Origin of the sequence: Streptomyces sp. TLI_55, assembly GCF_900206255.1 — a bacterium.
Lineage (GTDB): Bacteria > Actinomycetota > Actinomycetes > Streptomycetales > Streptomycetaceae > Streptomyces > Streptomyces aquilus.
Genome location: NZ_OAOJ01000001.1, coordinates 2,959,074 through 2,981,422 on the forward strand (window position 1 = coordinate 2,959,074; position 22,349 = coordinate 2,981,422).

Genomic DNA, 22,349 nt, shown 5'->3' on the forward strand with positions numbered 1-22,349 from the left:
GAGGGCGTCGACGCGGAGCGTCGGCAACCGACGACAACGCCGCAGATCGGCGTGCCGAGCCCCGCGTCTGCGGCATGATCCGCCGGACAGGCCCTAGCGGCCGGTGAACCGCGGGGCGCGTTTCTCCAGGAACGCGGTCATGCCCTCCTTCTGGTCGTGGGTCGCGAACAGGGCGTGGAACACCCGGCGTTCGAAGCGGATGCCGTCCCGCAGGCCGGTCTCCAGGGACCGGTCGACGCATTCGCGGGCCGCTCTGACCGCCGTACGGCCGTAGGAGGCGATCGTCTCCGCGGCCTCGAGCGCCTCGGAGAGGACTTGATCGTCGGGGACCACCCGGGACACCAGGCCCGCGCCTTCCGCCTCCCTCGCGTCCATCGTGCGGCCGGTGAGGACCAGGTCCATCGCCTTCGCGCGGCCGATCAGGCGGGTGAGGCGCTGGGTGCCGCCGATGCCGGGGATCACGCCCAGCTTGATCTCCGGCTGGCCGAACACCGCCGACTCCCCCGCGATCACCAGGTCGCACATCATCACCAGCTCGCAACCGCCGCCCAGCGCGGGGCCGTTGACCGCGGCGATCTTCGGGGTGCGCAGGTCGGCGAACGCCTCCCAGGCCCCGAAGTAGTCCTCCGTCACCATGTCGACGGCCGTCATCGCGGCCATCTCCTTGATGTCGGCCCCGGCCGCGAAGTACCGCTCCGAGCCCGTGAGCACGTAGCAGCCGACCTCGGGGTCGTCGTCCAACGGGCGCAGTGCCGCCAGGAGTTCGGCGAGCAGCTCACCGCTCAGCGCGTTGCGGACGTGCGGGCGGTGCAGGCGTACGGTGACGACGGCGCCCTGCCGCTCCAGCTTCAGGTGGTTCATGCGGGTCCCCTTCCTACGAGTCTTTCTACGAGTCCCAGATCGCGCCGTACGCCGGAATCCCCCGCCGCTCCAGGCCGTGCACGACCTGCCAGGTGAGCTTCTTGTTGGAGATGCAGATCACCGCCTCGGCCCCGAAGTCGCGGTAGGCCTCGTAGGCGAGGCGGACCATGTCGGGCTTGCCGTGCCGGGAGGTGTCCCAGACCAGGGCGTCGGGCTGGACGGCGAGGATCTCGTCGACGAGGGCGTCACCGTAGGTGGCGCGGGGGTCGCGGGTCGCCCAGACCAGGCGGGAGGGAACCTCGGCGGCCAGCAGATGGGGCAGGCAGGGGCCGATGCCGCTGCCGGTCGCGACGTAGACGACCTTGGTGAACAGGGTCTCGATGTTGGCGACCCCGGCGGTGGTGATGCCCTTGACCCAGACTTTCTCCGGCAGGTCGTCGATGAAGGCGCCCGTCCAGTCGCCGGCCCGGGAGATCGTCAGACGGAAGCCGGGCTCCCCGGGGGCCGGGACGTTCGCGAAGGAATGCCACTCCTTCAGCGGGCTGCGGCTGATAGCCGTGGAGGAGCCCGCGAACGGGGTCTCGCCGTGGTCGAAGCGGGCCAGCACGACGTGCGGGGAGGGGCGTTCGAGGCGTACGGCGACCTTGCGCAGCCTCAGCCAGGGCAGCGCGACGCTGAAGGTGACGACCGACAGGACCGACACCTCGACCGGGCCGGGGGACGACAGGAGGGTGTGGGTCCAGAAGAGGGCGAGAGCCGTCCAGCCGCCGAAGCGGTGGATCTTCTCGAAGTGGTCGTGGTGGCGGGAGCGGAAGGGGGGCAGGGCGGTGGCGATGATGAACGCCAGCAGGGCCAGGAGGGTCCAACCGACCGTGGCCTGACGGGTGTTGTGCGTGCCGATGGTCGCCGCCAGGAACCATGCCGTGCCCGCCAGCGCCCCGCCCACGTGCAGGCCGCCGAAGTGGTAGACCTTGCCCAGCGTCCACCGGACCTTCAGCGGCCAGCTCGTCGGCGCCCAAGTCGCCAGCCGGAAGAGGAGGTTGATGACGTACTGCTGGCGAGCCAGGACGGCCAGGGCGAGGTTGGCGAGGGCCGCGTGACCCATGGTGCGGGTGGACGGGGCCCAACTCGCCCACAGAAGAATCCCGTTGGCCAGGAGCACCAGGGCCCACAGGCGGTTGTAGTGCATCAGGCGGGGGTGCTTGAGCAGGCGGCGCAGGCGTGGGGTGAGCGGGGGGAGGTCCGTGGTCTGCCGTTCCAGCGAGGTCGTCATCGGGACACCGCCATGCGCTCCTCCGCCAGCCTCAGCAGCGCCGGTTTGTCGATCTTGCCGCGGTCTGTCTCCGGTAAATGCGTCAGGGGCATGACAGTCTCGGGGACGCAGTAGTACGGCAGCGCGTCGGCCACCGCGCGCCGGGCCCGGTCAGGGTCGACGTCCGCCGGGGTGACGAAGGCGACCAGGGTGCGGGCGTCCCGTTTCAGCGTCACCGCGCGGACGCAGCCGTCGACCGACTCCAACACCGAGGAGACGGAGTCGAGTTCGACACGGAAACCGCGCACCTTGACCTGGTCGTCGGTGCGGCCGAGGTGTTCGAGTTGGCCGTCGGGGGTCCAGCGGCCGAGGTCGCGGGTGCGGAACATCCTCCGGCCGCCGCCCAGGAAGGGGTCGGGGGCGTAGCGCTCGGCGTTGAGGGCGTCGTTGCCCAGATAGCCCGCCGAGACGCAGTCGCCGCCGGCCCACATCTCGCCGACCTCGCCGATGGGCAGGGGGCGACGGTCGGCGTCGAGGACGTAGACCGTGTTGTTGGGGGTGGGGCGGCCGATGGTGAGGAGCGGGGCGGCCGGGTCGTGGCGGCTCATCGTGTTGACGATGGTCGTCTCGGTCGGGCCGCAGCAGTTGTGGAACGCCGCCCGGTGCGCCCAGCGGTCGGCGAGCGGGCGCGGGCAGGGCTCACCGGCGACGGCGACCGTGCGGACGCGCGGGCAGGCCGCCGGGTCGATGCCGGACAGGACGGTGGGGGTGGCGACGATGACGTCGGCCGTGCGGGCGGCCGCCGCGATGTCCTTGCCGCGGATGACGAGGGTGCCGCCGTGGGCGAGACAGCCGAGGATCTCCCAGGCGGCCATGTCGAAAGCGATGTTGAGGAGCTGGGCGACCCGGTCGCCGGGGCGGATGCCGAGGTCGCCGGGGGCGGTGAGCAGGATGTTGGCGACGTTGCGGTGGGTGACCTTCACGCCGTTGGGGCGGCCGGTGGTGCCGGAGGTGAACAGGACGTAGCAGCCGTCGTCGGGGCCCACGGGCACCGGTCGGCGGTGCTGTCGCGGGGCGCGGGGTGCCGGGACGTACGGCAGTGGCTCGTCGAGGGCGATCAGGTGGTGGCCCGGCGGCAGCGGCACGCGGTGGGCGTGTTCGGCGACGGTGATGACCACCCGGGTGCGGGCGGTGCGGATCACATGGGCGAGCTGGGGTGCGGGGGCGAGGGCGATGTCCTGCGGGACGTAGGCGGCGCCCGCCTTCAGGATGCCGAGCAGGCCGACGACCATCGGCAGGGAGCGGCGGACGAACAGGCCGACGTGGTCGCCGGGGCGTACGCCCTCGCGGATCAGCCGGGCGGCGAGGGCGTCGGCGTGGCGGTCGAGTTCGGCGTACGTGATCCGCGCGCCGAGGTGTTCGGCGGCGACGGCGTGCGGGGTGGCCGCGGCCCGGCGTTCCACGGCGTGATGGAGGAGCGGGTCCGGGACGGGGACGGCCGGGCCGACGCCGTACTGGAGGAAAAGGTGCTGGTCGCGTGGGCTCAGATGGCGCAGAGGCATGCTGGGGGGACCTCCTGGCTGGCTTCTTCGCGTGAGGGACGACCTGGCGCCAAGCTGGATCCGCGCTCGACTGTAGCCGCGGTTTTTCAACACTCAACTAGGCGTGATCGGCCATCCATGGAACGGAATGCGCCACATGTGGCGTCTTTCACCACAGCGGCAACGTCCGCCCCGGTCGGCGGCGACCCATAGGTGGGGATCCGTGTGCCTCACGGCGGCCGTCGCCCCGCGGGGAGGTCGCCGTCCCGGCCGTGTAACCGGGAGCCGCCGCGCCCGTAACACGGCGGAAGCACGCTGAAGGGCATGCAGAACACCGCGACGCCCACCCACTGCCCCTACTGCGCCCTGCAGTGCGGGATGAACCTCACGCCCGTCCCGGACGGGGGCGTGGAAGTGACCGAGCGCGCGGACTTCCCGGTGAACCGGGGGGCGCTGTGCGGCAAGGGCCGGACAGCGCCCGCGGTGCTCTCGTCGAGCGTCCGCCTGACCTCCCCGTTGGTGCGCTCCGGGGGCACGCTGGTGCCCGCGACATGGGACGAGGCACTGGACCGGATCGCCGAGGGGCTGCGGCGTACGCGTGCGGAACATGGTCCGGACGCGTGCGGGGTGTTCGGCGGGGGCGGCCTGACGAACGAGAAGGCGTACACGCTGGGCAAGTTCGCCCGGGTCGTCCTCGGCACCTCGCAGATCGACTACAACGGCCGCTTCTGCATGTCCTCGGCCGCGGCCGGCGGCATCAAGGCGTTCGGCCTGGACCGCGGGCTGCCGTTCCCGCTGGAGGACATCCCGAAGACCGGCTGTGTGATCCTCGTCGGCTCCAACCTCGCCGAGACCATGCCGCCCTCGCTGCGCTTCTTCACCGAACTGAAGGAGAACGGCGGCACCCTGATCGTCGTCGACCCGCGCCGGACCAAGACCGCCGACCAGGCCGACCTGCATCTGATGCCGCGCCCCGGCACCGATCTCGCCCTGGCGCTGGGCCTGTTGCACCTGATCGTCGCCGAGGGGCGGGTCGACGAGGCCTACGTCGCCGAGCGCACCGCCGGCTGGGAGGAGGCGCGGGCCGCCGCGATGGCGCACTGGCCGGAGTACGTGGAGCGGATCACCGGCGTGCCGGTGCCCCAACTGCGGGAAGCCGTGCGGATGTTCTGCGAGCCCGAGGCCGCGATGGTGCTCACCGCGCGCGGACCCGAGCAGCAGTCCAAGGGCACCGACACCGTGGGCGCGTGGATCAACCTGTGCCTGGCGACCGGGCGGGCCGGCAAACCGCTGTCCGGGTACGGCTGCCTCACCGGACAGGGCAACGGGCAGGGCGGGCGCGAACACGGCCAGAAGGCCGACCAGTTGCCCGGCTACCGCAAGCTCGACGACCCGGCCGCGCGGCGGCATGTCGCCGAGGTGTGGGGCGTCGACCCCGACGCGCTCCCCGGCCCGGGACGCAGCGCCTACGAACTGCTCGACGCGCTCGGCCGGGACATCAAGTCCCTGCTGCTGATGGGCTCCAACCCGGTGGTGTCGGCGCCGCGGGCCGCGCACGTCGAGGAGCGCATCAAGTCCCTTGATTTCCTTGCCGTGTGCGATGTCGTGCTGTCGGAGACGGCCGCGCTCGCCGATGTCGTCCTGCCAGTCACCCAGTGGGCCGAGGAGACGGGGACCACCACCAGTCTGGAGGGCAGGGTGCTGCTGCGCCGGCAGGCGATCACCCCGCCCGAGGGCATCCGCAGCGACCTGGAGGTCCTGCACGAACTCGCCGACCGGCTCGGCGTCGAGAAGGGCTTCCCGACCGACCCCGAAGAGGTCTTCGAGGAGCTGCGCCGGGCCAGCGCGGGCGGCGTGGCCGACTACTCCGGGATCACCTACCGCCGGCTGGCGGAGGAGAACGGGGTGTTCTGGCCCTGCCCCGCCCAGGACAGCGCCGCCCACCCCGGCACCCCCCGCCTCTTCCTCGACCGCTTCGCCACCGACGACGGCCGCGCCCGCTTCGCGCCGGTCTCGCACCGGGCGTCGGCGGAGGAGCCGGACGACGAGTACCCGGTGCTGCTGACCACCGGCCGGGTCGTCGCCCAGTACCAGTCCGGCGCCCAGACCCGCCGGGTCGACGAGCTGAACGCCGCCGCGCCCGGTCCGTTCGTGGAGCTGCACCCGCGGCTCGCGGCCCGGCTCGGCGCGGCCGAGGGCGACCCGGTGGCGGTCGTGTCCCGGCGCGGCCGGGCGGTGGCGCCGGCCCGGATCACCACCGGCATCCGCCCCGACACTGTCTTCATGCCCTTCCACTGGCCCGGCGAGGGCCGCGCCAACACCCTCACCAACCCGGCGCTCGACCCGATTTCGCGGATGCCGGAGTTCAAGACGTGCGCGGTGCGGGTGGAGGCGGTCGAGTCCTGAGCGCGCCCGGCGCCCCGGCCTGAGCGTCAGCGCAAGGCCAGCCAGTCGCCGGTCGCGATACGGCTGCCGCGGCGCCGAAGATCTTCGGCCACGGCGGGGGCGGCGACGTACACCCAGGCCCGTACCGGCGTCCCGTCGGCCTCCCGGACCACCTCGCGCTCGATCCGTTCGTAGAGGTTGCGGGGGTCGCCGGGGGCGTACTCCTCCAGGCGGTCGAGGGCGACGAGGAGGGCGGCGTACTCCTCGGGGCGGGCGGTGACGAGGTCGCCGCGGACTGTGCCGGGTTCCTCCACGGCGTACGGGTATCCGGGACCGTCGTAGAGGGCCACGCCGTGCAGCAGCGCCGGTTCCTCGGCCGTCGTGCGGCCGCGCAGGAAGTGGTCGTGGTTGGGCTCACCTGGGCGAAGAGTGCCGTAAACAAAGAACGGGAGGCTCACAGAAACGATTCTCTCTCCACACACTCCGGCACAGACGCGGTATGGACATGACAGGCCTGTGCCCTTTGAATCTCCTCCAGCACGAGCGCCTCCCCCACGCGCCCCAGGCGCCTTTCTGAGGAGACAGATGAGCCGAATACGCTCAGTCCGCCCTGTCCGCTCCCTCCCCTCCCTGAGGAGCTCCCGGCTCGCCGCGGCCGGAGTGGCCGCCACCACCACCGCTCTGCTGGCGGCCGCACTCGTCCCCGCCGCCCACGCGGCCGACAGACCGACCCGGGCCACCGCCGTCGACAACGCGGCCTCGGTGCTGGTCGAGCGGGCCGCCGCGCTGGGCCTGACGTCCGCGCAGCGGACCAAGGTGCGCGACGTCGTCGTCGACAAGGACGGCACCCAGCACGTCCGTTACGACCGCACGTACCGCAACCTGCCCGTGCTGGGCGGCGACTTCGTCGTCCACCTGGCGCCGGACGGGGCGTACGAAGGCGTCAACCGGGCGACGAAGAAGGCGATCTCGCTCCCCGGTGTGACGCCCGCCCTGTCCGCCCCGAAGGCCGCCGACCTCGCCGCGAACGCGCTGCGCGCCGCCAACCTCGGCGAGACGCTGAAGAAGCTGACCGCCAAGCCGCAGCTGGTCGTCGACGCCCTGCACGGCACGCCCAAGCTGGCCTGGCGCACCGAGGCCGTGGCCCAGGACGCGCAGGGCAACCCGGTCGCGCGCGTGGTGCTGACCGACGCCGGGACCGGGGCGCAGATCGACGCCTGGGACTCCCTGGAGAGCGCCTCGGGCGACGGCAAGTCGCTGTACGGCGGGACGGTGCCGCTGCAGACGACGCTGTCGGGGTCGACGTACCAGCTCAAGGACCCGACGCGCGGGAACACGTACACCGGTGACGCGGCCAACAAGACCGACCTGTGCATCTTCGGCATCTGCATCAGCCGCGCCCCGGCGACGCTCTTCACCGACGCCGACAACCACTGGGGCACGGGGGCGACTTCGGACCGGGCGACGGCCGCCGTCGACGCGCAGTACGGCACCGACGTCACCTGGGACTACTACAAGAACGTCCACGGCCGGAACGGCATCGGCGGGGACGGCAAGGGGTCGTACAACCGCGTCCACTACGGCAACAGCTACAACAACGCCTTCTGGGACGACAGTTGCTTCTGCATGACGTACGGCGACGGTGACGGGACGCAGCTCGGCCCGCTGGTGTCGCTGGACGTGGCGGGGCACGAGATGTCGCACGGCGTGACGTCGAAGACGGCGGCACTGACGTACTCGGGCGAGTCCGGCGGGCTCAACGAGGCGACGTCCGACATCTTCGGCACGCTCGTCGAGTTCTACGCGGCGAACTCCTCCGACCCCGGGGACTATCTGATCGGCGAGAAGATCGTCCGGTCCGGCTTCGGGCGGGACGCGCTGCGCTACATGGACAAGCCGTCGAAGGACGGCAACTCGGCCGACTGCTGGAGCTCCTCGGTCGGGAACCTCGACGTCCACTACTCGTCCGGCGTCGCGAACCACTTCGCGTATCTGCTCGCCGAGGGCAGCGGGGCGAAGACGGTCAATGGCGTCAACTACAACTCGCCCACCTGCAACGGCAGTTCGGTGTCGGGGATCGGGCGGGACAAGCTGGGCGCCATCTGGTACCGGGCGCTGACCGTCTACATGACCTCCTCGACGAACTACGCGGCCGCCCGGACGGCGACGCTGAACGCGGCGAAGGACCTGTACGGGGCGGGGAGCACGGAGTACAACGCGGTGGCCGCGGCGTGGAGCGCGGTGAACGTCGGCTGACCGGCGACGGACGGAAGTAAGGGCGGTGGCGGGCCTGATCGGGCTCCGCCACCGCACCGCCGGCCTGCTCAGCTCGCGTCCGGCGCGGACTCCCCGGCGTCGGAGGGCGCCGGCAGCGTCTCCAGTACCGCCGTCACCTGTTGTCGTAGGCCGTCGGGGAGCCCTCCGTCCTGTGCGGTGCCCACCAGTTGACCGGCGAGCACATGCAGCTTGGTGTTGGTGTTCTGGGAGATCCTGACCAGAACGTCCCAGGCGTCCTCGGGGCTGAGCGCGAACGTCGCCATCAGGATGCCTCGCGCCTGGTCGATGGCGGGCCGCGTCCGCATGGCGCGGCGCAGTTGGACGACCTCGTCGCGCAGTGCCTGCTCGTCGTGGTTCAGGGCGTGCTCCCCCGGTGTGAACAGTGGCCAGGTGCCGGTCGCGGTCAGCAGGCGCCGTACCGCGGGGCCGGCGGATCGGATGGTGAACGCCCTGCCGCTTTCCAGCGCGTGCCGCCGGGCGGTCAGCAGGGCGTTGAGACCCGAGCAGTCGCAAAAAGAGGTACCGCTCAGGTCCAGGACCACGCCCCGGGTGGCGCGCGCGACGGCCTTCCGCAGGGCTCGCTCCAGTGCCGGGACGACGCTGAGGTCGAGCTCGCCGCGAATCGTGACGCGTACCTGGCCGCCCGGGGACGGCGCGTCCATGGTCAGGTCCAGGACGGGCTCGTCGACCTCTGTCGGTGCGTGCATGTCCGCCGTCCTTGTCGAGTCCGTTCGCTCTGGTTCCAGCTTCCGCACCACTCCTTCACACGTCAAGGGATACCGGAAATTTAATTCGCTCTTTTGGTTTCGTGAAGCATGGGTCATATCCTTGGGCCATGGGAGAAGTGCCGGAACCGCACTCGGGGTGGACCTTCCTGACCAGTCACGCCCGCGTGCTGGCAGCCATCGCCGAGGACCACACCACCCGCATCCGCGACATCGCGGCCCGCTGCCATCTCACCGAGCGCGCCGTCCAGAAGATCATTTCGGATCTGGAGAACGACGGGTATCTGACCCACAAGCGCGAGGGCAGATCGAACACGTACCAGATCCAGCCGGGGACGATCCTGCGTCATCCGGCGGAGTCGGGACTGACCGTGGCGCAACTCCTCAACCTGCTGGCCAACCACGAGGCCCGGCGGGCGCCGGCCGAGGGGTGAGGCCGGTGGCGCCCACCCGGGCGCCGCACCACCCCGCCGTCCACACCGGCCCACCACCCGGCCGAACAGGACCATCTGCGGTCTCTCCTCGGGATACGCACGCGAGGCGGGTACCCGGAGGTACGGGAAAACGAACCCGGGCAGCAGACGGACGACGAGGAAGGCAGACGGCAACGAAGGCCGGCCCCCTTTCGGGAACCGGCCTCCTCGTTCTCACGTCAGGCCGCGAACTCGGCCTCCTTCTCCTGCCCTTGCCCCTCTTCCTGCGCCGCGGGCACCGGCTCCTCCTTGCCGTCCCGCATGACCAGGACCGCCAGCAGGGCCGCCGCCAGGACGCCGATCGCGCTGACCGTGAAGGTCGTCGACATCGCGGAGGCGAAGGCCTCCCGGGCGGTGTGCAGCAGGCTCGCGTCACCCAGGGTCGCCGCGCCGGCGATCGAGTGGCGGGCCGCCTCCGGGGCACCGGCCGGCATCTTCGCCGCGTAGCCGCTGGAGAGGAGCGAGCCCAGGATGGCGATGCCGAGTGCCGTACCCGCCTGCTGGATCGTGTCGTTGAGGGCCGAGCCGACGCCCGCCTTGTCGGCCGGGATCGTGCCCATCAGGGCGCCCACCGCGGCCGGCATCGCCAGCCCCGCACCCAGGCCCAGCAGCCCGAGGGCCACCGCCGGGACGGTGACGCCGGATTCCGCGTCCACCGTGGTCAGCAGCGCGAAGCACGCCACCATCACCAGCATCCCCGCGAGGATCACGAACCGGTTGCCGATCCTCGCCGCCAGCTTCACGCCCAGGCCGTTGCCGACGAGCGCGGCGATGGCGAGGGGCAGGAACGCCAGGCCCGCCTTGATCGGCGAGTAGCCGAGGACGAACTGGAGGTACTGGGTCAGGACCAGCAGCAGTCCGCCGTTGCCGATCTGGACCAGCGCCAGCGAGAGCGAACCGCCGCTGAAGTTGCGGTGCTTGAAGAGGACGAGCGGGACCATCGGGGCCTTGGTGACGTTCTCCCAGACCACGAAGCCGACCAGGGCGCCGAGCGCGGTGATGAGGGTGAGCGACTGGCTGCCGCCGAGGGCGCCATGCAGCGGCAGCTCGATGATCCACCACACCAGGGCCGTCATCCCGGCCGCCGACAACACCGCGCCCAGCGGGTCGGCCTTCTGCCACGGCGCCTTCGACTCCGGCATCAGCACGACCCCGGCGATCAGCGCCAGCACCACGATCGGCACGTTGATGAAGAAGATCGAGTGCCAGGAGAAGTGGTCGATCAGGACGCCGCCGAGGACCGGGCTGCCCACCAGGCCCAGCATCGACACCGAGCCCCAGGCCGCCATGGCCTTGCCGCGTTCGTCCTCGTCGAAGACGGTGATGAGGATCGAGAGCGTCGACGGCATGATCAACGCTCCGCCCACACCCATCGCCACCCTGACCGCGATGACCTCGCCCGGGCTGGTGCACAAGGTCGCCGCCAGTGACGCCGCCCCGAAGAGCAGGAGCCCGATCAGCATGACCTTCCGGCGGCCGAAGCGGTCGCCCAGGCTGCCGGAGGTCAGGAGCAGTCCGGCGAAGACCAGGATGTAGGAGTCGAGGATCCACTGGGTGTCGCGGGCGCTCGCGCCCAGGTCCTCGGCCATCGACGGCACGGCGACGGTCAGCGCCATGCTGTCGACCGTCAGCACCAGCGTGCTCAGACAGAGCACGATCAGAATCCACCAACGACGCGGATCACGCGGTTCCATCGCCAACATCCCCTCACTGCTGCGAACACTGTTCCCTTGGTGCGAACACTGTACGCACAGCGGAACGGTGTACGCAAGACGCGAATTCTGTACGCTGAGTGCGCACGCCGTACGCACCGCAGAGAGCGCCGAGGAGCCCCATGCCCCCCAAGGCCAAGCCCGCCCCCCTCCCCTCCGTCTGGGCCCGCGAGCAGCGCACCCCCGACCAGCCCGCCCTCAGCCGGGAGGCGATCGTGCGGGAGGCGGTCGCGATGCTCGACAGCGACGGCATCGAGGCGCTGAGCATGCGCAAGCTGGGCGCCCGCCTCAACGCCGGCGCGACCTCGCTCTACCGGCACGTCGCGACCAAGGACGAGCTGATGGAGCTCGCCGTGGACGAGGTCGCCGCCGAGATCCGCGTACCGGAGCTCCAGGACGGCGAGCAGTGGCGAGCCGCCGTCAGCGAGGCCGCCGCCGGGTTCCGGGCCACGGCCCTGCGGCACCCCTGGCTGTCCTCGGTCCTCGGCCAGGCGGGCCTCGCCTATCTCGGCCCGAACCTCATGAGCTACTCCGAGCGGCTCGCCGCGCTGTTCACGGCGGCCGGATTCCCGGAGCCGAGCCGCGCCATCGACACCGTGCTGTCGTACGTCATCGGCATGAGCACCACCGAGGCCGCCTGGCTCACCACCGTGGCCCGCTCCGGCGAGACCGAGGCCGGCTTCATCGCCCGCCTCATGCCCGCCGCGCAGCAGGCCGCCGCCGGCCACGAGCATCTCGCCGGTTCCTACACCGACGCCCCCGCGATCACCGACCCGGCCGCCCTGCGCGACGAGAAGTTCCGCTACGGCTTGGAGGTCGTCCTCGACGGGCTGGCCCTGCGGCTGCCGAAGTGACCGAATGCGGAGGAGGGGGGTGGCCAGGTGCAGTAGGGCGGCTGCCGACCGGTGGGGACTGGTCGCGCAGTTCCCCGCGCCCCTGAGGGACGGGGCTACGCCCCGTACGGGCGCTTCGCCCTGGCCTCCCTCAAACCCCTCCCCCACCACACCAACTGATCCAGCATCGTCTTCGCCGCCGCGTCCGGGCCCGACGGGTCCTTCAGGCGGCCGGTGTCGTCGAAGGACGCGCCCGCGTTGTGGAAGGACACCGTGTCCCGGACCGTCACCGCGTGCAGCTCGGCGAAGACCTGCCGGAGGTGCTCGGCCGCTCGCAGGCCGCCCGCCATGCCGCCGTACGAGACAAGACCGACCGGTTTGGCGCGCCACTCCGCGTAGTGCCAGTCGATGAGGTTCTTCAGGCCGGCCGGGAAGGAGTGGTTGTACTCGGGGGTGAGGACGACGAAGGCCTCGGCGCCCTCCAGCCTCGGGGTGACGTCGGCGAGCGCGGCGGTCGCCTCGGGGGTCGGGGTCAGGCTGGTGGGGAGGTGGACGTCGGCCACGTCGACGACCTCCGGGATCAGGTCGTCCCGGTCGCGCATCCGGTCGAGGAGCCAGTCGGCGACCACCGGGCCGAACCGGCCGTGCCGGTTGCTGCCGACGACGAGGGTGACGTGGAGCGGGGCATCGGAGATGAGCGTGTCTGTGATGGGCATGCGGTACAGGCTCGTACCTCAAGCTTGGTCGAGGTCAAGTCGTCGCCGCGAGGGACGGGTCACCCGGTCGCACGCGCGCTCTGCGCCCTTCGGATTCTCTTTCCCGGCCCCCTTGTCGTACGGCGGTGACCTGCTGAAACTCCGGGCGATCGGGCGTCCTTTATGCCGATCTGACACCCATTCACCGTATTTCTGACGCACCCTCAGGAAGCGCGCTGGGCCCGCTGCCACTTACCTCAGAAGGGCAGGGGACACCGAATCGCTCGAAGGAGCACCCGATGCGCCGTACCGCCCGTCTGCTCACCGGCACCGCGCTCGCCGCCGCGGCCGCTGGGCTGGCCACCGCACCGGTGTACGCCGCCGGTGCCGGGACCCTGGAGGTGTACCCCTCCTCGGTGGCGCCGGGCGGGCAGGTCACGGTCAACACGGCGGCCTGCGGCGACGACGCCACGGCGGAGGGCGACGCGAGCGCGGTCGGCGCCGGGCGGTTCACGCTCGCGCCGAGCACCCACGAGCAGGACGCGATCGGGCAGTTCGAGGTGCCGGAGAGCGCACAGCCGGGGACGTACGAGATCGTCGCGACCTGCGCGGAAGGCGGGAAGCGGGTCACCGGCGACCTCGTGGTCACGATGACGTCGGCGCGGCAGCAGGTGTATCCCCGAGGAAGTGTGAAGACGGGGGTCGGTGGCGCTCTGGGCCCCGACCCCGTGCAGACCGCGGCCGGCGTGGCGGCTCTCGCCGTCGCCGCCGCGGGCGGTACCTGGCTCCTGCATCGCCGGGCGAGAGGCGACGGGATCTGACGGACACCCTCCGCTGTCCGTCCGCCGGTACCGCATGTCCCTCCCCCTCCGGGTCCGACGCCCCTCGCGGCCCGGAGGGGGGCGGGTCCACCGTCCAGGAGGCTTGTTGTGCGCAGCTTCAGCAGGGCCGGCCGGGCCGGCAACGTCGTCATAGCGGCCGTCACCCTGGTCGCCCTGTGCACCGGCGCATGGCTGCTGCGCAGCGGCGCCGAGACGCACGCGCCGCCGCAGCCGGCCGCGTCCGAGGCCCGCGCCGGTCACACCGACCCGCGCTCGGCTCCCGCGCTGCCGCCCTCGCCGCCGGACCGCATCCGCATCCCCTCGATCCGGGTCGACGCGCCCCTGATGAGCCTGGGGCTCACCCCGACCGGCAGCCTCGACGTCCCGCCGGCCGCGAAGAAGAACCTCGCCGGCTGGTACGAGGCCGGCACGACCCCCGGTGAGACCGGCACCGCGATCATCGCCGGGCACGTCGACAACGCCGACGGCCCCGCCGTCTTCTACGACCTCGGCGCCCTGAAGAAGGGCAGCACCATCGAGACGGAACGCCGCGACGGCACCACGGCCGTGTTCTCCGTCGACTCCGTCGAGGTCTACGACACCGACGACTTCCCCGACGCGAAGGTGTACGGCGCGGCCCGCCGCCCCGAGCTGCGGGTGATCACCTGCGGCGGCGGCTACTCACGCGCGACCGGCTACCAGGGGAACGTGGTCGTCTTCGCGCACCTCACGGGGAGCCGCTGACCACGGCCTTGGCGATGGTGCGGGCGCACTCCAGGGACTCGGCGTGCGCGGTGTCGACCTCGACGTCGTAGACCACGCCCCGGTGGACCAGCTCCGCCTGCTGCTCCGCCATCCCCCGCACCCGGTCCCCGCGGGCGATCTCCCGGCCCGCGGCCACCGCCGCCTCGCAGCGGACGCCGACCCAGAGGACGTCCAGGCCGTCGAGGACCCGGCGCCATCTCTCCTGTGTCGCCGCGCCGCCGAGGAACACGTCGTCGATGATCAGCCGGGCGCCGGAGTGTGCCATCGCGGCGATCCCGCGGGCCCAGGCCGCTTCCAGCGCCGTGAACGCGGGGCCGATCTCCACCCCGCCGTCGGCGGCGAACTCGATGCCGACCCCTTCTCCGGGCATCGCCTCGATCAGCGAGTCGACGCCGAAGGTCAGCCACGGGTCCGGCAGTACCGCCTGAAGACACCGCGCGATCCCGGACTTGCCGGCGCTGGAACCGCCGTTGAGCACGATCACCTGGGTCGCCATGCGGTCACCGTAGCGTCAGGCCACCCACTGCTCCCACGCCATTTTCGCCACCAGCGCGAACACCACCGTCAGCAGCACGACCCGGACGAATCCGCTGCCCTTCTTCAGCGCGGTGTGCGCGCCCAGGGTGCCGGGGCCGATCAGCCCGTCGTAGAAGCCGATACCGAGGCCCGCGAGGCCGATCGCGGCGTCGATCCAGCCGGCCGTCAGAGGGGTCGAGTACGCCGGGGACCCGTGCGCCCAAGACCGTTCGGGGCGTGCGGCTGATCAGGCTCACTTCCACCCCGCTGCGGCCCACGACACCCACCTCACAACGCGCCCCCCACGCCCGTCCCGAACCCTCACATCCGCGCCCCGGCAGGGGGGAGGGCAGCGTTCCTCGTGGGAAACAGCTGCGATGCGGCCGGGTAACACCGGCACCGCACGCTCCTGAACATGACCTCGAATACGCGTGTGGTGGTGATCGGCGCCGGCCTCGCGGGCGTCCGTCTCGCCCGGCGGCTCGGCGAGCTCGGCACACCCGTGACGCTGATCGGCGAGGAGGAGCACCGCCCGTACAACCGGGTGCTCCTCGCCGAAGTGCTGGCCGGGCGCTACAGCCCCGACGTGATCACGCTGCCCGCGCCGGCGCGGCTCACCCGCGCCCGGGTCACCGGCATCGACCGCGAGGCCCGGACCGTCGCGTGCGCGGACGGCTCGAAGATCGCATACGACACGCTGGTCCTGGCGACCGGCTCGAACCCGGTGCTGCCGCCGCTGCGCGGGCTGTTCACCCCGGACCATGTCCTGCCGGAGGGCGTCCACGCCTTCCGCACCATGGACGACTGCCTGGGCCTGTCCCAGCAGGTCCGGCCGGGCGTGAAGGCGGTCGTGATCGGCGGCGGGCTGCTCGGCGTCTCCGCGGCCCGGGCGCTCGCCCAGCGCGGCGCCCAGGTGGTCCTCGCCCAGCAGGGTGAGCGGCTCATGGAGCGCCAGCTCGACCCGAGCGCCTCGAAGCTGGTCCAGCGGCACCTGAAGGACCTCGGCGTGGAGATCCACACCGAGTGCCGGGTGCGGGACGTCCGCGTCGTCGGCGGCGCGGTCCGCTCGGTCGAGATGTCCGACGGTTACGCCCTCGACGCCGACCTCGTGGTCCTGGCCTGCGGGGTTCACCCCAGGGTCGGTCTCGCCCAGGTCGCGGGCCTGGAGGTCCGCAAGGGCATCGTCGTCGACGACGAACTGCGCACCTCCGACCCGCACATCCACGCCGTCGGCGACTGCGCCCAGCACGACGGAGTGCTGTACGGGCTGGCCACCCCGGCCCTCGAACAGGCCGACGTGCTCGCCGAGCTGCTCGCCGGCCGGACCAACGCCCGCTACACCGGCACCCGTTCACTGACCCGGCTGACGCTGACCGGCCCCGACTCCCCCTTCGACCTCGCCGCGTTCGGCGAGACCGAGCCGCGGCCCGGGGACGACGTCGTCCAGCTCACGGACGCCACCCGCGGCACCTACCGCAAGGTCGTCGTCCGCGACGACCGCCTGGTCGGCGGGGTCCTCGTCGGCGAACTCGGCACCGTCGGCGCGCTCGCCCGCGCCTGGGAGGGAGCAGAGCCGCTCCCCGACGACGGCCCCCTGCTCCACCTGCTCACCAACGATGGAGGCTCCTGATGACCGCCAGCCCGGAGGCCACGGAGGCCACCCCCACGATCGTCCTCGTCGGCCACGGCATGGTCGGCCAGCGTTTCCTGGAGGCGCTCGCCGACCGCGGCCTGACCGCCACGCACCGCGTGGTCGTGCTGTGCGAGGAGCCGCGCCCGGCCTATGACCGTGTCGCCCTCACCTCGTACTTCTCGGGCAGGACGCCCGAGGACCTGTCCCTGACGGACCTGGAGTTCATCCAGGCGCACGGCATCGAGCTGTACGTCGGCGACCCGGCCGAGACGATCGACCGCGAGGCGAAGCGGGTCACCGCGAAGTCCGGCCAGGTCTTCGGCTACGACATCCTCGTCCTCGCCACCGGCTCCTTCCCGTTCGTCCCGCCGGTCCCGAACAAGGACGCCACCGGCTGCTTCGTCTACCGCACGATCGAGGACCTCCTCGCGATCGAGGAGTACGCCAAGAACGCGACGACGGGTGCCGTGGTCGGCGGCGGTCTGCTCGGGCTTGAGGCCGCCGGCGCGCTGAAGGGGCTCGGACTGACCTCCCACATCGTGGAGTTCGCGCCGCGCCTGATGCCGGTGCAGGTCGACGAGGGCGGTGGCGCGGCCCTCCTTCGCACCATCGAGGAGATGGGCCTGAGCGTCCACACCGGGGTCGGCACGCAGGAGATCGTGGTCGACGAGTCCGGCGCGGTCACCGGCATGAAGCTGTCCGACGGCTCCGAACTCGCCACCGACCTCGTGGTGTTCAGCGCCGGTGTCCGCCCCCGCGACCAGCTGGCCCGCGCCTCGGGCCTCACGGTCGGCGAGCGCGGCGGCATCACCGTCGACGAGCAGTGCCGCACGGTCAGCGACCCGAGCGTCTTCGCGATCGGCGAGTGCGCGCTGGCCGCCGACGGCCGGGTGTACGGCCTGGTCGCCCCCGGTTACGAGCAGGCGGAGACGGCCGCCGCGACCATCGCGTCGGACGAAGCGGCCTTCGTCGGCGCCGACTTGTCGACCAAGCTGAAGCTGCTCGGCGTGGACGTCGCCTCCTTCGGCGACGCGCACGGCACGACCGAAGACTGCCTGGACGTCGTCTACTCCGACTCCCGCGCGGGCCTGTACAAGAAGCTGGTCATCGGCCGCGACGGCACGCTGCTCGGCGGCATCCTGGTCGGCGACGCCGAGGCCTACGGCACGCTGAAGGCGTTCACCGGCTCCATCCCGCCGGTCTCCCCCGAGTCGCTGGTGCTGCCCGCCGGCGCCGGTGAGTCGGTGCAGCTCGGCCCGACCGCGCTGCCGGACGACGCGATCATCTGCTCCTGCAACAACGTCCGCAAGGGCACGATCCGCGCCGCGGTCACCGACCACCGGTGCACCACCGTGCCCGAGGTGAAGAAGTGCACCAAGGCCGGTACGACGTGCGGCAGTTGCGTCAAGGTCCTCGGCCAGCTGGTCAACGCCGAGCTGGAGGCGTCCGGCATCGAGGTCGACAAGGGCCTGTGCGGCTGCTTCGGGCAGACCCGCGAGGAGCTGTACGAGATCGTCCTCGCCCTGCGCATCAACACTTACCAGGACCTCCTCGACCGGTACGGCCGCGACGAGGCCCGGGGCGGCGACGGCTGCGAGATCTGCAAGCCGGCGGTCGCCTCGATCATCGCCTCCCTCGCCCCGACCATCGGCGCCGACGTCTACGTCCTCGACGGCGAGCAGGCCGCCCTCCAGGACAGCAACGACCACTTCCTCGCCAACCTCCAGAAGAACGGCTCCTATTCGGTCGTCCCGCGCATCCCCGGCGGTGAGATCACCCCGGAGGGCCTGATCGTCATCGGCGAGATCGCCCGCGACTTCGGCCTCTACACGAAGATCACCGGCGGTCAGCGGATCGACATGTTCGGCGCCCGCGTCGAACAACTCCCGCTGATCTGGACGAGGTTGGTGGACGCCGGCTTCGAGTCCGGCCACGCGTACGGCAAGTCCCTGCGCACGGTGAAGTCCTGCGTGGGCCAGACCTGGTGCCGCTACGGCGTCCAGGACTCGGTCCGCATGGCGATCGACCTGGAGCTGCGCTACCGGGGCCTGCGCTCCCCGCACAAGCTGAAGTCGGCGGTCTCGGGCTGCGCCCGCGAGTGCGCCGAGGCCCAGTCGAAGGACTTCGGCATCATCGCCACCTCCGGCGGCTGGAACCTGTACGTCGGCGGCAACGGCGGCGCCACCCCGCGCCACGCCGACCTCCTCGCGCAGGACCTCTCCGACACCGAACTCATCAAGCTCATCGACCGGTTCCTGATGTTCTACATCCGCACCGCCGACCGCCTGGAGCGCACCTCGACCTGGCTGGAGCGCATCCCCGGCGGCCTGGACCACGTCCGTGACGTGGTCGTCGAGGACTCCCTCGGCATCTGCGAGGAGCTGGAGAGCCTGATGGCCAACCATGTCGCCCACTACCGCGACGAGTGGGCCGACACCATCAACGACCCCGAGAAGCTCGCCCGGTTCGTGTCCTTCGTGAACGCCCCCGACACCCCTGACCCGGTCGTCGGCTTCGTCCCCGAGCGCGACCAGATCAAGCCCGACCTGCCGCTGCTGTCCATCGGCCTGCGCCCCGCCGAAGACGTCCTGGAAGGAACCGCCCAGCGATGACCCTGGCACCCGAGACCACCGACCTCAAAGTCCAACTCCAGCTCGGCGACAGCTGGTTCACGGTCTGCGACCTGAACGTCCTGCTCCCGGGCCGCGGCGTCGCCGCCCTGCTGCCCGACGGCCGCCAGGTGGCCCTGTTCCGCGACCGCGCGGGCAAGCTGTACGCCATCGACAACCGTGACCCGTTCGGCGGCGCGGCGGTCCTCTCCCGCGGCCTGACGGGTTCCTTCCAGGGGCGGCCCTTCGTGGCCTCGCCCCTGCTGAAGCAGCGCTTCGACCTGGAGACCGGGGAGTGCCTGGACGACGAGACGGTACGGATCGCGACGTACGAGGTGCGGGCCGCTTGAGGTCCGGGACAATTTCTTGACCGACCGTTCTCGAAAGTCCTAGGCTGCTCCCCATGGCCAGGACCAAGGAGTTCGACCCCGAGGCCGCGCTGCAGGCAGCTCTGGAGCTGTTCTGGCGGCGCGGCTACGAGGCGACGTCGATGGCCGACCTCGTCGAGCACCTCGGCATCGGCCGCGCCAGCATCTACGCGACCTTCGGCAACAAGCACGAGCTGTACCTGAAGGCACTGAAGCGCTACGAGGAACGGCTCCCGGACCTGCTCGGGGAGCTGTCCCAGCCGGGCCCGGTACTGCCGGCCGTCCGCGCGCTCGTCCGGCGTTACGCCGACGAGGCGACCGCCGAGAACCTGCGCCTGAACGGCTGTTTCATCACCAACACGGCGGCCGAGCTGGCCCCGCACGACCCGGCGGCGGCCCGTCAGGTCGAGCGGAACTGGGACCACCTGGAGACGGTCCTGCACTCGGGCCTGGTCCGCGCGCAGGCACAGGGCGAACTGCCCGCGGGCCGCGACCCGTTGACTCTCGCGCGCATGCTGCTGGTACTGCTCCAGGGCCTGAAGGTCGTGGGGAAGGCGTCCACAGACCCGGCCAGGGTGCGGGACGCGGCGGAACAGGCGCTGACGCTGCTGGACTGAGGTCCGCGTTTCTTTTTTGGCGCCATACTGAACCGATCGGTCAAGAATAAGGGGAGATCATGACCGCCAGGACACGCTTCACCGGCAGGACCGCTCTCGTCACCGGCGCGGGCTCGGGCATCGGCCGGGCCGTCGCCCTGGCTCTCGCCGCCGAGGGCGCTCAGGTGGTGGTCGCCGGCCGTCGCCCCGAACCGCTCAGCGAAACAGTGGCCCTCATCGAGAAGGCCGGCGGCAAGGCCCTCGCCGTCACCGCGGACGTCACCGACGCGGCCGACGTCCAGGCCCTCGTGGCCGCCGCCGTCGACCGGTTCGGCTCACTCGACGTGGCCGTCAACAACGCGGGCGTCTTCCGGGGCGGACAGCCGCTCGCCGACCTCGCGGAGGCCGACTGGCACGAGCAGCTCGGCGCCAACGTCACCGGTGTCTTCCTCGCCCTCCAGGCGGAGGTCCGCCAGATGCGCACCCAGCCCACGGGCGGCGCGATCGTCAACATCGCCTCGATCTTCGGCGTCCACGCCCGCCACCCGGGGGCCGCCGCCTACTCCGCCACCAAGGCGGCCGTCTCGGTACTCACCCGAGGCGCCGCCCTGGACCACATCCGCGACGGCGTCCGGATCAACGCGGTCAGCCCCGGCGCGGTGGAGACGCCGATGTCACTGCGCCCGGGCGAGACGGAGGCGGAGCGCACCCAACGCGCCGCCGACACCCTGCCGTTGGGCCGCATCTCCACCACGGACGAGATCGCGGCGGCGGTCCTCTACCTGGCCTCGGACGACGCGTCCTCGGTGGTGGGCACGGACCTGGTGGTGGACAGCGGGGCGACGGCCTGAGCCACCCCTGTCACCTGCCGGCGAGGGCTCGGGTGTGGGTCAGCGCCCGGTCGACGGCCGTCAGGAGCCGGTGGTCGCCTTCGACAGTCGTCAGCTCGCTCTGCCAGGCGTCAACGGCCCACCATCCGTCACGGTCCAGGCCGGGGACCGGCGTGGAGGGCTTGAGGTCGTCCGGCGCCGCGGGAAGACGCAGGAGCAGCCTGCTCGTTCCGGTGGCGGCGACGGCCGCGACGCCCTTACGGGCCAGGAGGGGAACACCGTAGGCGGCGTACAAGGGCGCGCCCAGCCCCAGCTCGGCCAGCCGGTCCATGAGATCGGGGTGGGTGTGCAACTGCCATTCGCCCAGCGCGTAGTCATCCGGTCCACTGGGTGCGGAGCCCTGGGCCCGTAGGAAGGCCAGCAGTGCTGCGTTGCGGGGGTGGTCCGCGAGCATCTCGGGCAGGTCTTCGCGCATGGGCGTGACACTAACCGGCCAGGCGACGGCGGCTCAGGTCTTCAGGCCTTCGTAGGTCACCCCGGTGAGCTCCTCGGAGGCGGACCACAGCAGCTCGCCCGCGCGGTCGTTCACCGTCCAGGGTGCCCGCCAGGACGGTCCGGGTGCGCCTCGCCAGCCCGCCAGGGAGGGGCCGGTGAAGGAGTCGGGCGGGACGTCGGGGGCGGTGGCCGCGTACAGCGTGGGCAGGGCGCCGTCCTCCGCGGACTGGGCGAAGAACCTGTTGCCGACCGCCATGAACCGCTCGGCGAACCGCCGCCCGGCCATCCGCGGCCCGGCCTCCTGGAGGTTGGTCGCCGCGTACCCGGGATGAGCCGCGGCGGCCACGACGTCGGCGCCGTGCCCGGCGAGCCGGCGGGACAGTTCGTGGGTGAAGAGCAGGTTGGCGGTCTTGGAGCGGGCGTAGGCGATCCAACGACGGTAGCGGCGCTCGCTGTTGAGGTCGCGGAGGTCGATGTTGGCCATCGCGTGCGCGCCGCTGGAGACGGTCACCACCCGGGCGCCGGGTGTGTCGAGGAGCGTGGGCAGCAGCAGCCCGGTGAGGGCGAAGTGCCCGAGGTGGTTGACGCCGAACTGCGTCTCGAACCCGTCCGCCGTGGTGCCGTACGGCAGCGCCATCACGCCCGCGTTGTTGACGAGCAGGTCGAGGCGGTCGTACGGGAAACTGCGCGCGAAGTCCCGTACCGAGGCGAGGTCCCCGAGGTCGAGCCCGATGAACTCCACGTCCGCGCCCGGCACTTCGGTGACGAGCCGGTCCCCGGCCTCGATACCGCGCGCCTCGCTGCGGCAGGCCAGCACCACCCGGGCGCCCGCGCGGGCCAACTCCCGTGCCGTGACGTACCCGAGACCGCTGTTGGCGCCGGTCACCACGGCCGTGCGCCCGCTCTGGTCGGGGATGTCCCGCGCGCTCCAGCCGGACATGACCGGCCTCCCTCCACCGATG

21 protein-coding genes and 1 pseudogene are annotated in these 22,349 nt (G+C 71.7%); 11 read left to right on the forward strand and 11 right to left on the reverse strand.

Going from position 1 to position 22,349, the window contains the following annotated elements:
* Positions 1–93 precede the first annotated feature (93 nt).
* From CRP56_RS13770 to CRP56_RS13780, 3 genes are read right to left on the reverse strand one after another with little or no spacing between them, the layout of a single operon-like run.
* A complete protein-coding gene (locus tag CRP56_RS13770; RefSeq protein WP_097263817.1) occupies positions 94–861 on the reverse strand; it encodes an enoyl-CoA hydratase-related protein in 768 nt (255 codons plus the stop codon).
* A 25-nt stretch (positions 862–886) separates the two neighbouring features.
* The gene (locus CRP56_RS13775; RefSeq protein WP_097263821.1) at positions 887–2,134 is read right to left on the reverse strand and encodes a hypothetical protein; all 1,248 of its coding nucleotides are present in this window, start codon (positions 2,132–2,134) and stop codon (positions 887–889) included.
* On the reverse strand, positions 2,131–3,675 hold the full coding sequence (locus CRP56_RS13780) for an amino acid adenylation domain-containing protein (protein WP_097263824.1): 1,545 nt from the start codon (positions 3,673–3,675) through the stop codon (positions 2,131–2,133). The genes CRP56_RS13775 and CRP56_RS13780 overlap by 4 nt, the downstream gene beginning before the upstream one ends.
* 303 nt (positions 3,676–3,978) lie before the next feature.
* Between CRP56_RS13780 and CRP56_RS13785 the strand changes: the two genes are divergently transcribed.
* Positions 3,979–6,060, forward strand: coding sequence for a molybdopterin oxidoreductase family protein (locus CRP56_RS13785; RefSeq protein WP_097263827.1), 2,082 nt, complete (start codon positions 3,979–3,981; stop codon positions 6,058–6,060).
* Between the two features lie 26 nt (positions 6,061–6,086).
* Here the strand turns inward: CRP56_RS13785 and CRP56_RS13790 are convergent, their stop codons facing one another.
* Positions 6,087–6,497 carry a gamma-glutamylcyclotransferase family protein gene (locus CRP56_RS13790; RefSeq protein ID WP_097263829.1) on the reverse strand — a complete coding sequence of 137 codons (411 nt, stop codon included), beginning with the start codon at positions 6,495–6,497 and terminating at the stop codon, positions 6,087–6,089.
* 127 nt (positions 6,498–6,624) lie between these two features.
* On the opposite strand from CRP56_RS13790, the gene CRP56_RS13795 reads away from it, so the two are divergent.
* A complete protein-coding gene (locus CRP56_RS13795) occupies positions 6,625–8,295 on the forward strand; it encodes a M4 family metallopeptidase (RefSeq protein ID WP_097263831.1) in 1,671 nt (556 codons plus the stop codon).
* A gap of 68 nt (positions 8,296–8,363) precedes the next feature.
* Here the strand turns inward: CRP56_RS13795 and CRP56_RS13800 are convergent, their stop codons facing one another.
* A complete protein-coding gene (locus CRP56_RS13800; RefSeq protein ID WP_257040766.1) occupies positions 8,364–9,023 on the reverse strand; it encodes an anti-sigma factor antagonist in 660 nt (219 codons plus the stop codon).
* Positions 9,024–9,151: 128 nt separating this feature from the next.
* Between CRP56_RS13800 and CRP56_RS13805 the strand changes: the two genes are divergently transcribed.
* Positions 9,152–9,475, forward strand: coding sequence for a helix-turn-helix transcriptional regulator (locus CRP56_RS13805; protein WP_097263832.1), 324 nt, complete (start codon positions 9,152–9,154; stop codon positions 9,473–9,475).
* Positions 9,476–9,693: 218 nt separating this feature from the next.
* On the opposite strand, the gene CRP56_RS13810 is transcribed toward CRP56_RS13805, so the two are convergent.
* Positions 9,694–11,208, reverse strand: a complete 1,515-nt coding sequence (locus tag CRP56_RS13810; protein WP_097263834.1) for an MFS transporter — start codon at positions 11,206–11,208, stop codon at positions 9,694–9,696.
* A gap of 140 nt (positions 11,209–11,348) precedes the next feature.
* Here CRP56_RS13810 and CRP56_RS13815 point away from each other — a divergent pair, with 140 nt between their 5' ends.
* A complete protein-coding gene (locus CRP56_RS13815; RefSeq protein WP_097263835.1) occupies positions 11,349–12,080 on the forward strand; it encodes a TetR/AcrR family transcriptional regulator in 732 nt (243 codons plus the stop codon).
* A 95-nt stretch (positions 12,081–12,175) separates the two neighbouring features.
* Here CRP56_RS13815 and CRP56_RS13820 read toward each other — a convergent pair whose 3' ends face one another.
* Positions 12,176–12,775: an NADPH-dependent FMN reductase gene (locus CRP56_RS13820; protein WP_097263836.1), complete on the reverse strand. Its 600-nt coding sequence runs from the start codon at positions 12,773–12,775 to the stop codon at positions 12,176–12,178.
* A gap of 278 nt (positions 12,776–13,053) precedes the next feature.
* Between CRP56_RS13820 and CRP56_RS13825 the strand changes: the two genes are divergently transcribed.
* Both CRP56_RS13825 and CRP56_RS13830 read left to right on the forward strand, forming a co-directional pair.
* On the forward strand, positions 13,054–13,575 hold the full coding sequence (locus CRP56_RS13825) for a hypothetical protein (RefSeq protein WP_097263838.1): 522 nt from the start codon (positions 13,054–13,056) through the stop codon (positions 13,573–13,575).
* A 108-nt stretch (positions 13,576–13,683) separates the two neighbouring features.
* Positions 13,684–14,319, forward strand: a complete 636-nt coding sequence (locus CRP56_RS13830) for a class F sortase (protein WP_097263839.1) — start codon at positions 13,684–13,686, stop codon at positions 14,317–14,319.
* Here the strand turns inward: CRP56_RS13830 and cpt are convergent.
* Both cpt and CRP56_RS48350 read right to left on the reverse strand, forming a co-directional pair.
* Complete coding sequence (gene cpt, locus CRP56_RS13835) at positions 14,303–14,836, reverse strand: chloramphenicol phosphotransferase CPT (protein ID WP_097263841.1); 534 nt, start codon at positions 14,834–14,836, stop codon at positions 14,303–14,305. The genes CRP56_RS13830 and cpt overlap by 17 nt on opposite strands.
* A gap of 15 nt (positions 14,837–14,851) precedes the next feature.
* Positions 14,852–15,076, reverse strand: a pseudogene (locus tag CRP56_RS48350) (hypothetical protein); the annotation flags it as partial.
* Positions 15,077–15,271: 195 nt separating this feature from the next.
* On the opposite strand from CRP56_RS48350, the gene CRP56_RS13845 reads away from it, so the two are divergent.
* Genes CRP56_RS13845 through CRP56_RS13865 form a run of 5 tightly spaced genes read left to right on the forward strand, consistent with a single transcriptional unit; the run spans position 15,272 to position 20,913 of the window.
* Positions 15,272–16,486, forward strand: coding sequence for an NAD(P)/FAD-dependent oxidoreductase (locus tag CRP56_RS13845; RefSeq protein ID WP_097263842.1), 1,215 nt, complete (start codon positions 15,272–15,274; stop codon positions 16,484–16,486).
* A complete protein-coding gene (nirB, locus tag CRP56_RS13850; RefSeq protein WP_097263843.1) occupies positions 16,486–19,101 on the forward strand; it encodes a nitrite reductase large subunit NirB in 2,616 nt (871 codons plus the stop codon). Before CRP56_RS13845 ends, nirB begins: the two co-directional genes overlap by 1 nt.
* Positions 19,098–19,448: a nitrite reductase small subunit NirD gene (gene nirD / locus CRP56_RS13855; protein WP_097263845.1), complete on the forward strand. Its 351-nt coding sequence runs from the start codon at positions 19,098–19,100 to the stop codon at positions 19,446–19,448. Before nirB ends, nirD begins: the two co-directional genes overlap by 4 nt.
* A 53-nt stretch (positions 19,449–19,501) precedes the next feature.
* Positions 19,502–20,083 (forward strand): TetR/AcrR family transcriptional regulator, encoded by a 582-nt coding sequence (locus CRP56_RS13860; RefSeq protein ID WP_097263846.1) that lies wholly within the window; start codon positions 19,502–19,504, stop codon positions 20,081–20,083.
* Between the two features lie 59 nt (positions 20,084–20,142).
* Positions 20,143–20,913, forward strand: a complete 771-nt coding sequence (locus tag CRP56_RS13865) for an SDR family NAD(P)-dependent oxidoreductase (RefSeq protein ID WP_097263847.1) — start codon at positions 20,143–20,145, stop codon at positions 20,911–20,913.
* A 10-nt stretch (positions 20,914–20,923) separates the two neighbouring features.
* Here CRP56_RS13865 and CRP56_RS13870 read toward each other — a convergent pair whose 3' ends face one another.
* Positions 20,924–21,367 carry a hypothetical protein gene (locus CRP56_RS13870; protein WP_097263849.1) on the reverse strand — a complete coding sequence of 148 codons (444 nt, stop codon included), beginning with the start codon at positions 21,365–21,367 and terminating at the stop codon, positions 20,924–20,926.
* Positions 21,368–21,400: 33 nt separating this feature from the next.
* Positions 21,401–22,327 (reverse strand): oxidoreductase, encoded by a 927-nt coding sequence (locus CRP56_RS13875; protein WP_097263851.1) that lies wholly within the window; start codon positions 22,325–22,327, stop codon positions 21,401–21,403.
* Positions 22,328–22,349 lie beyond the last annotated feature (22 nt).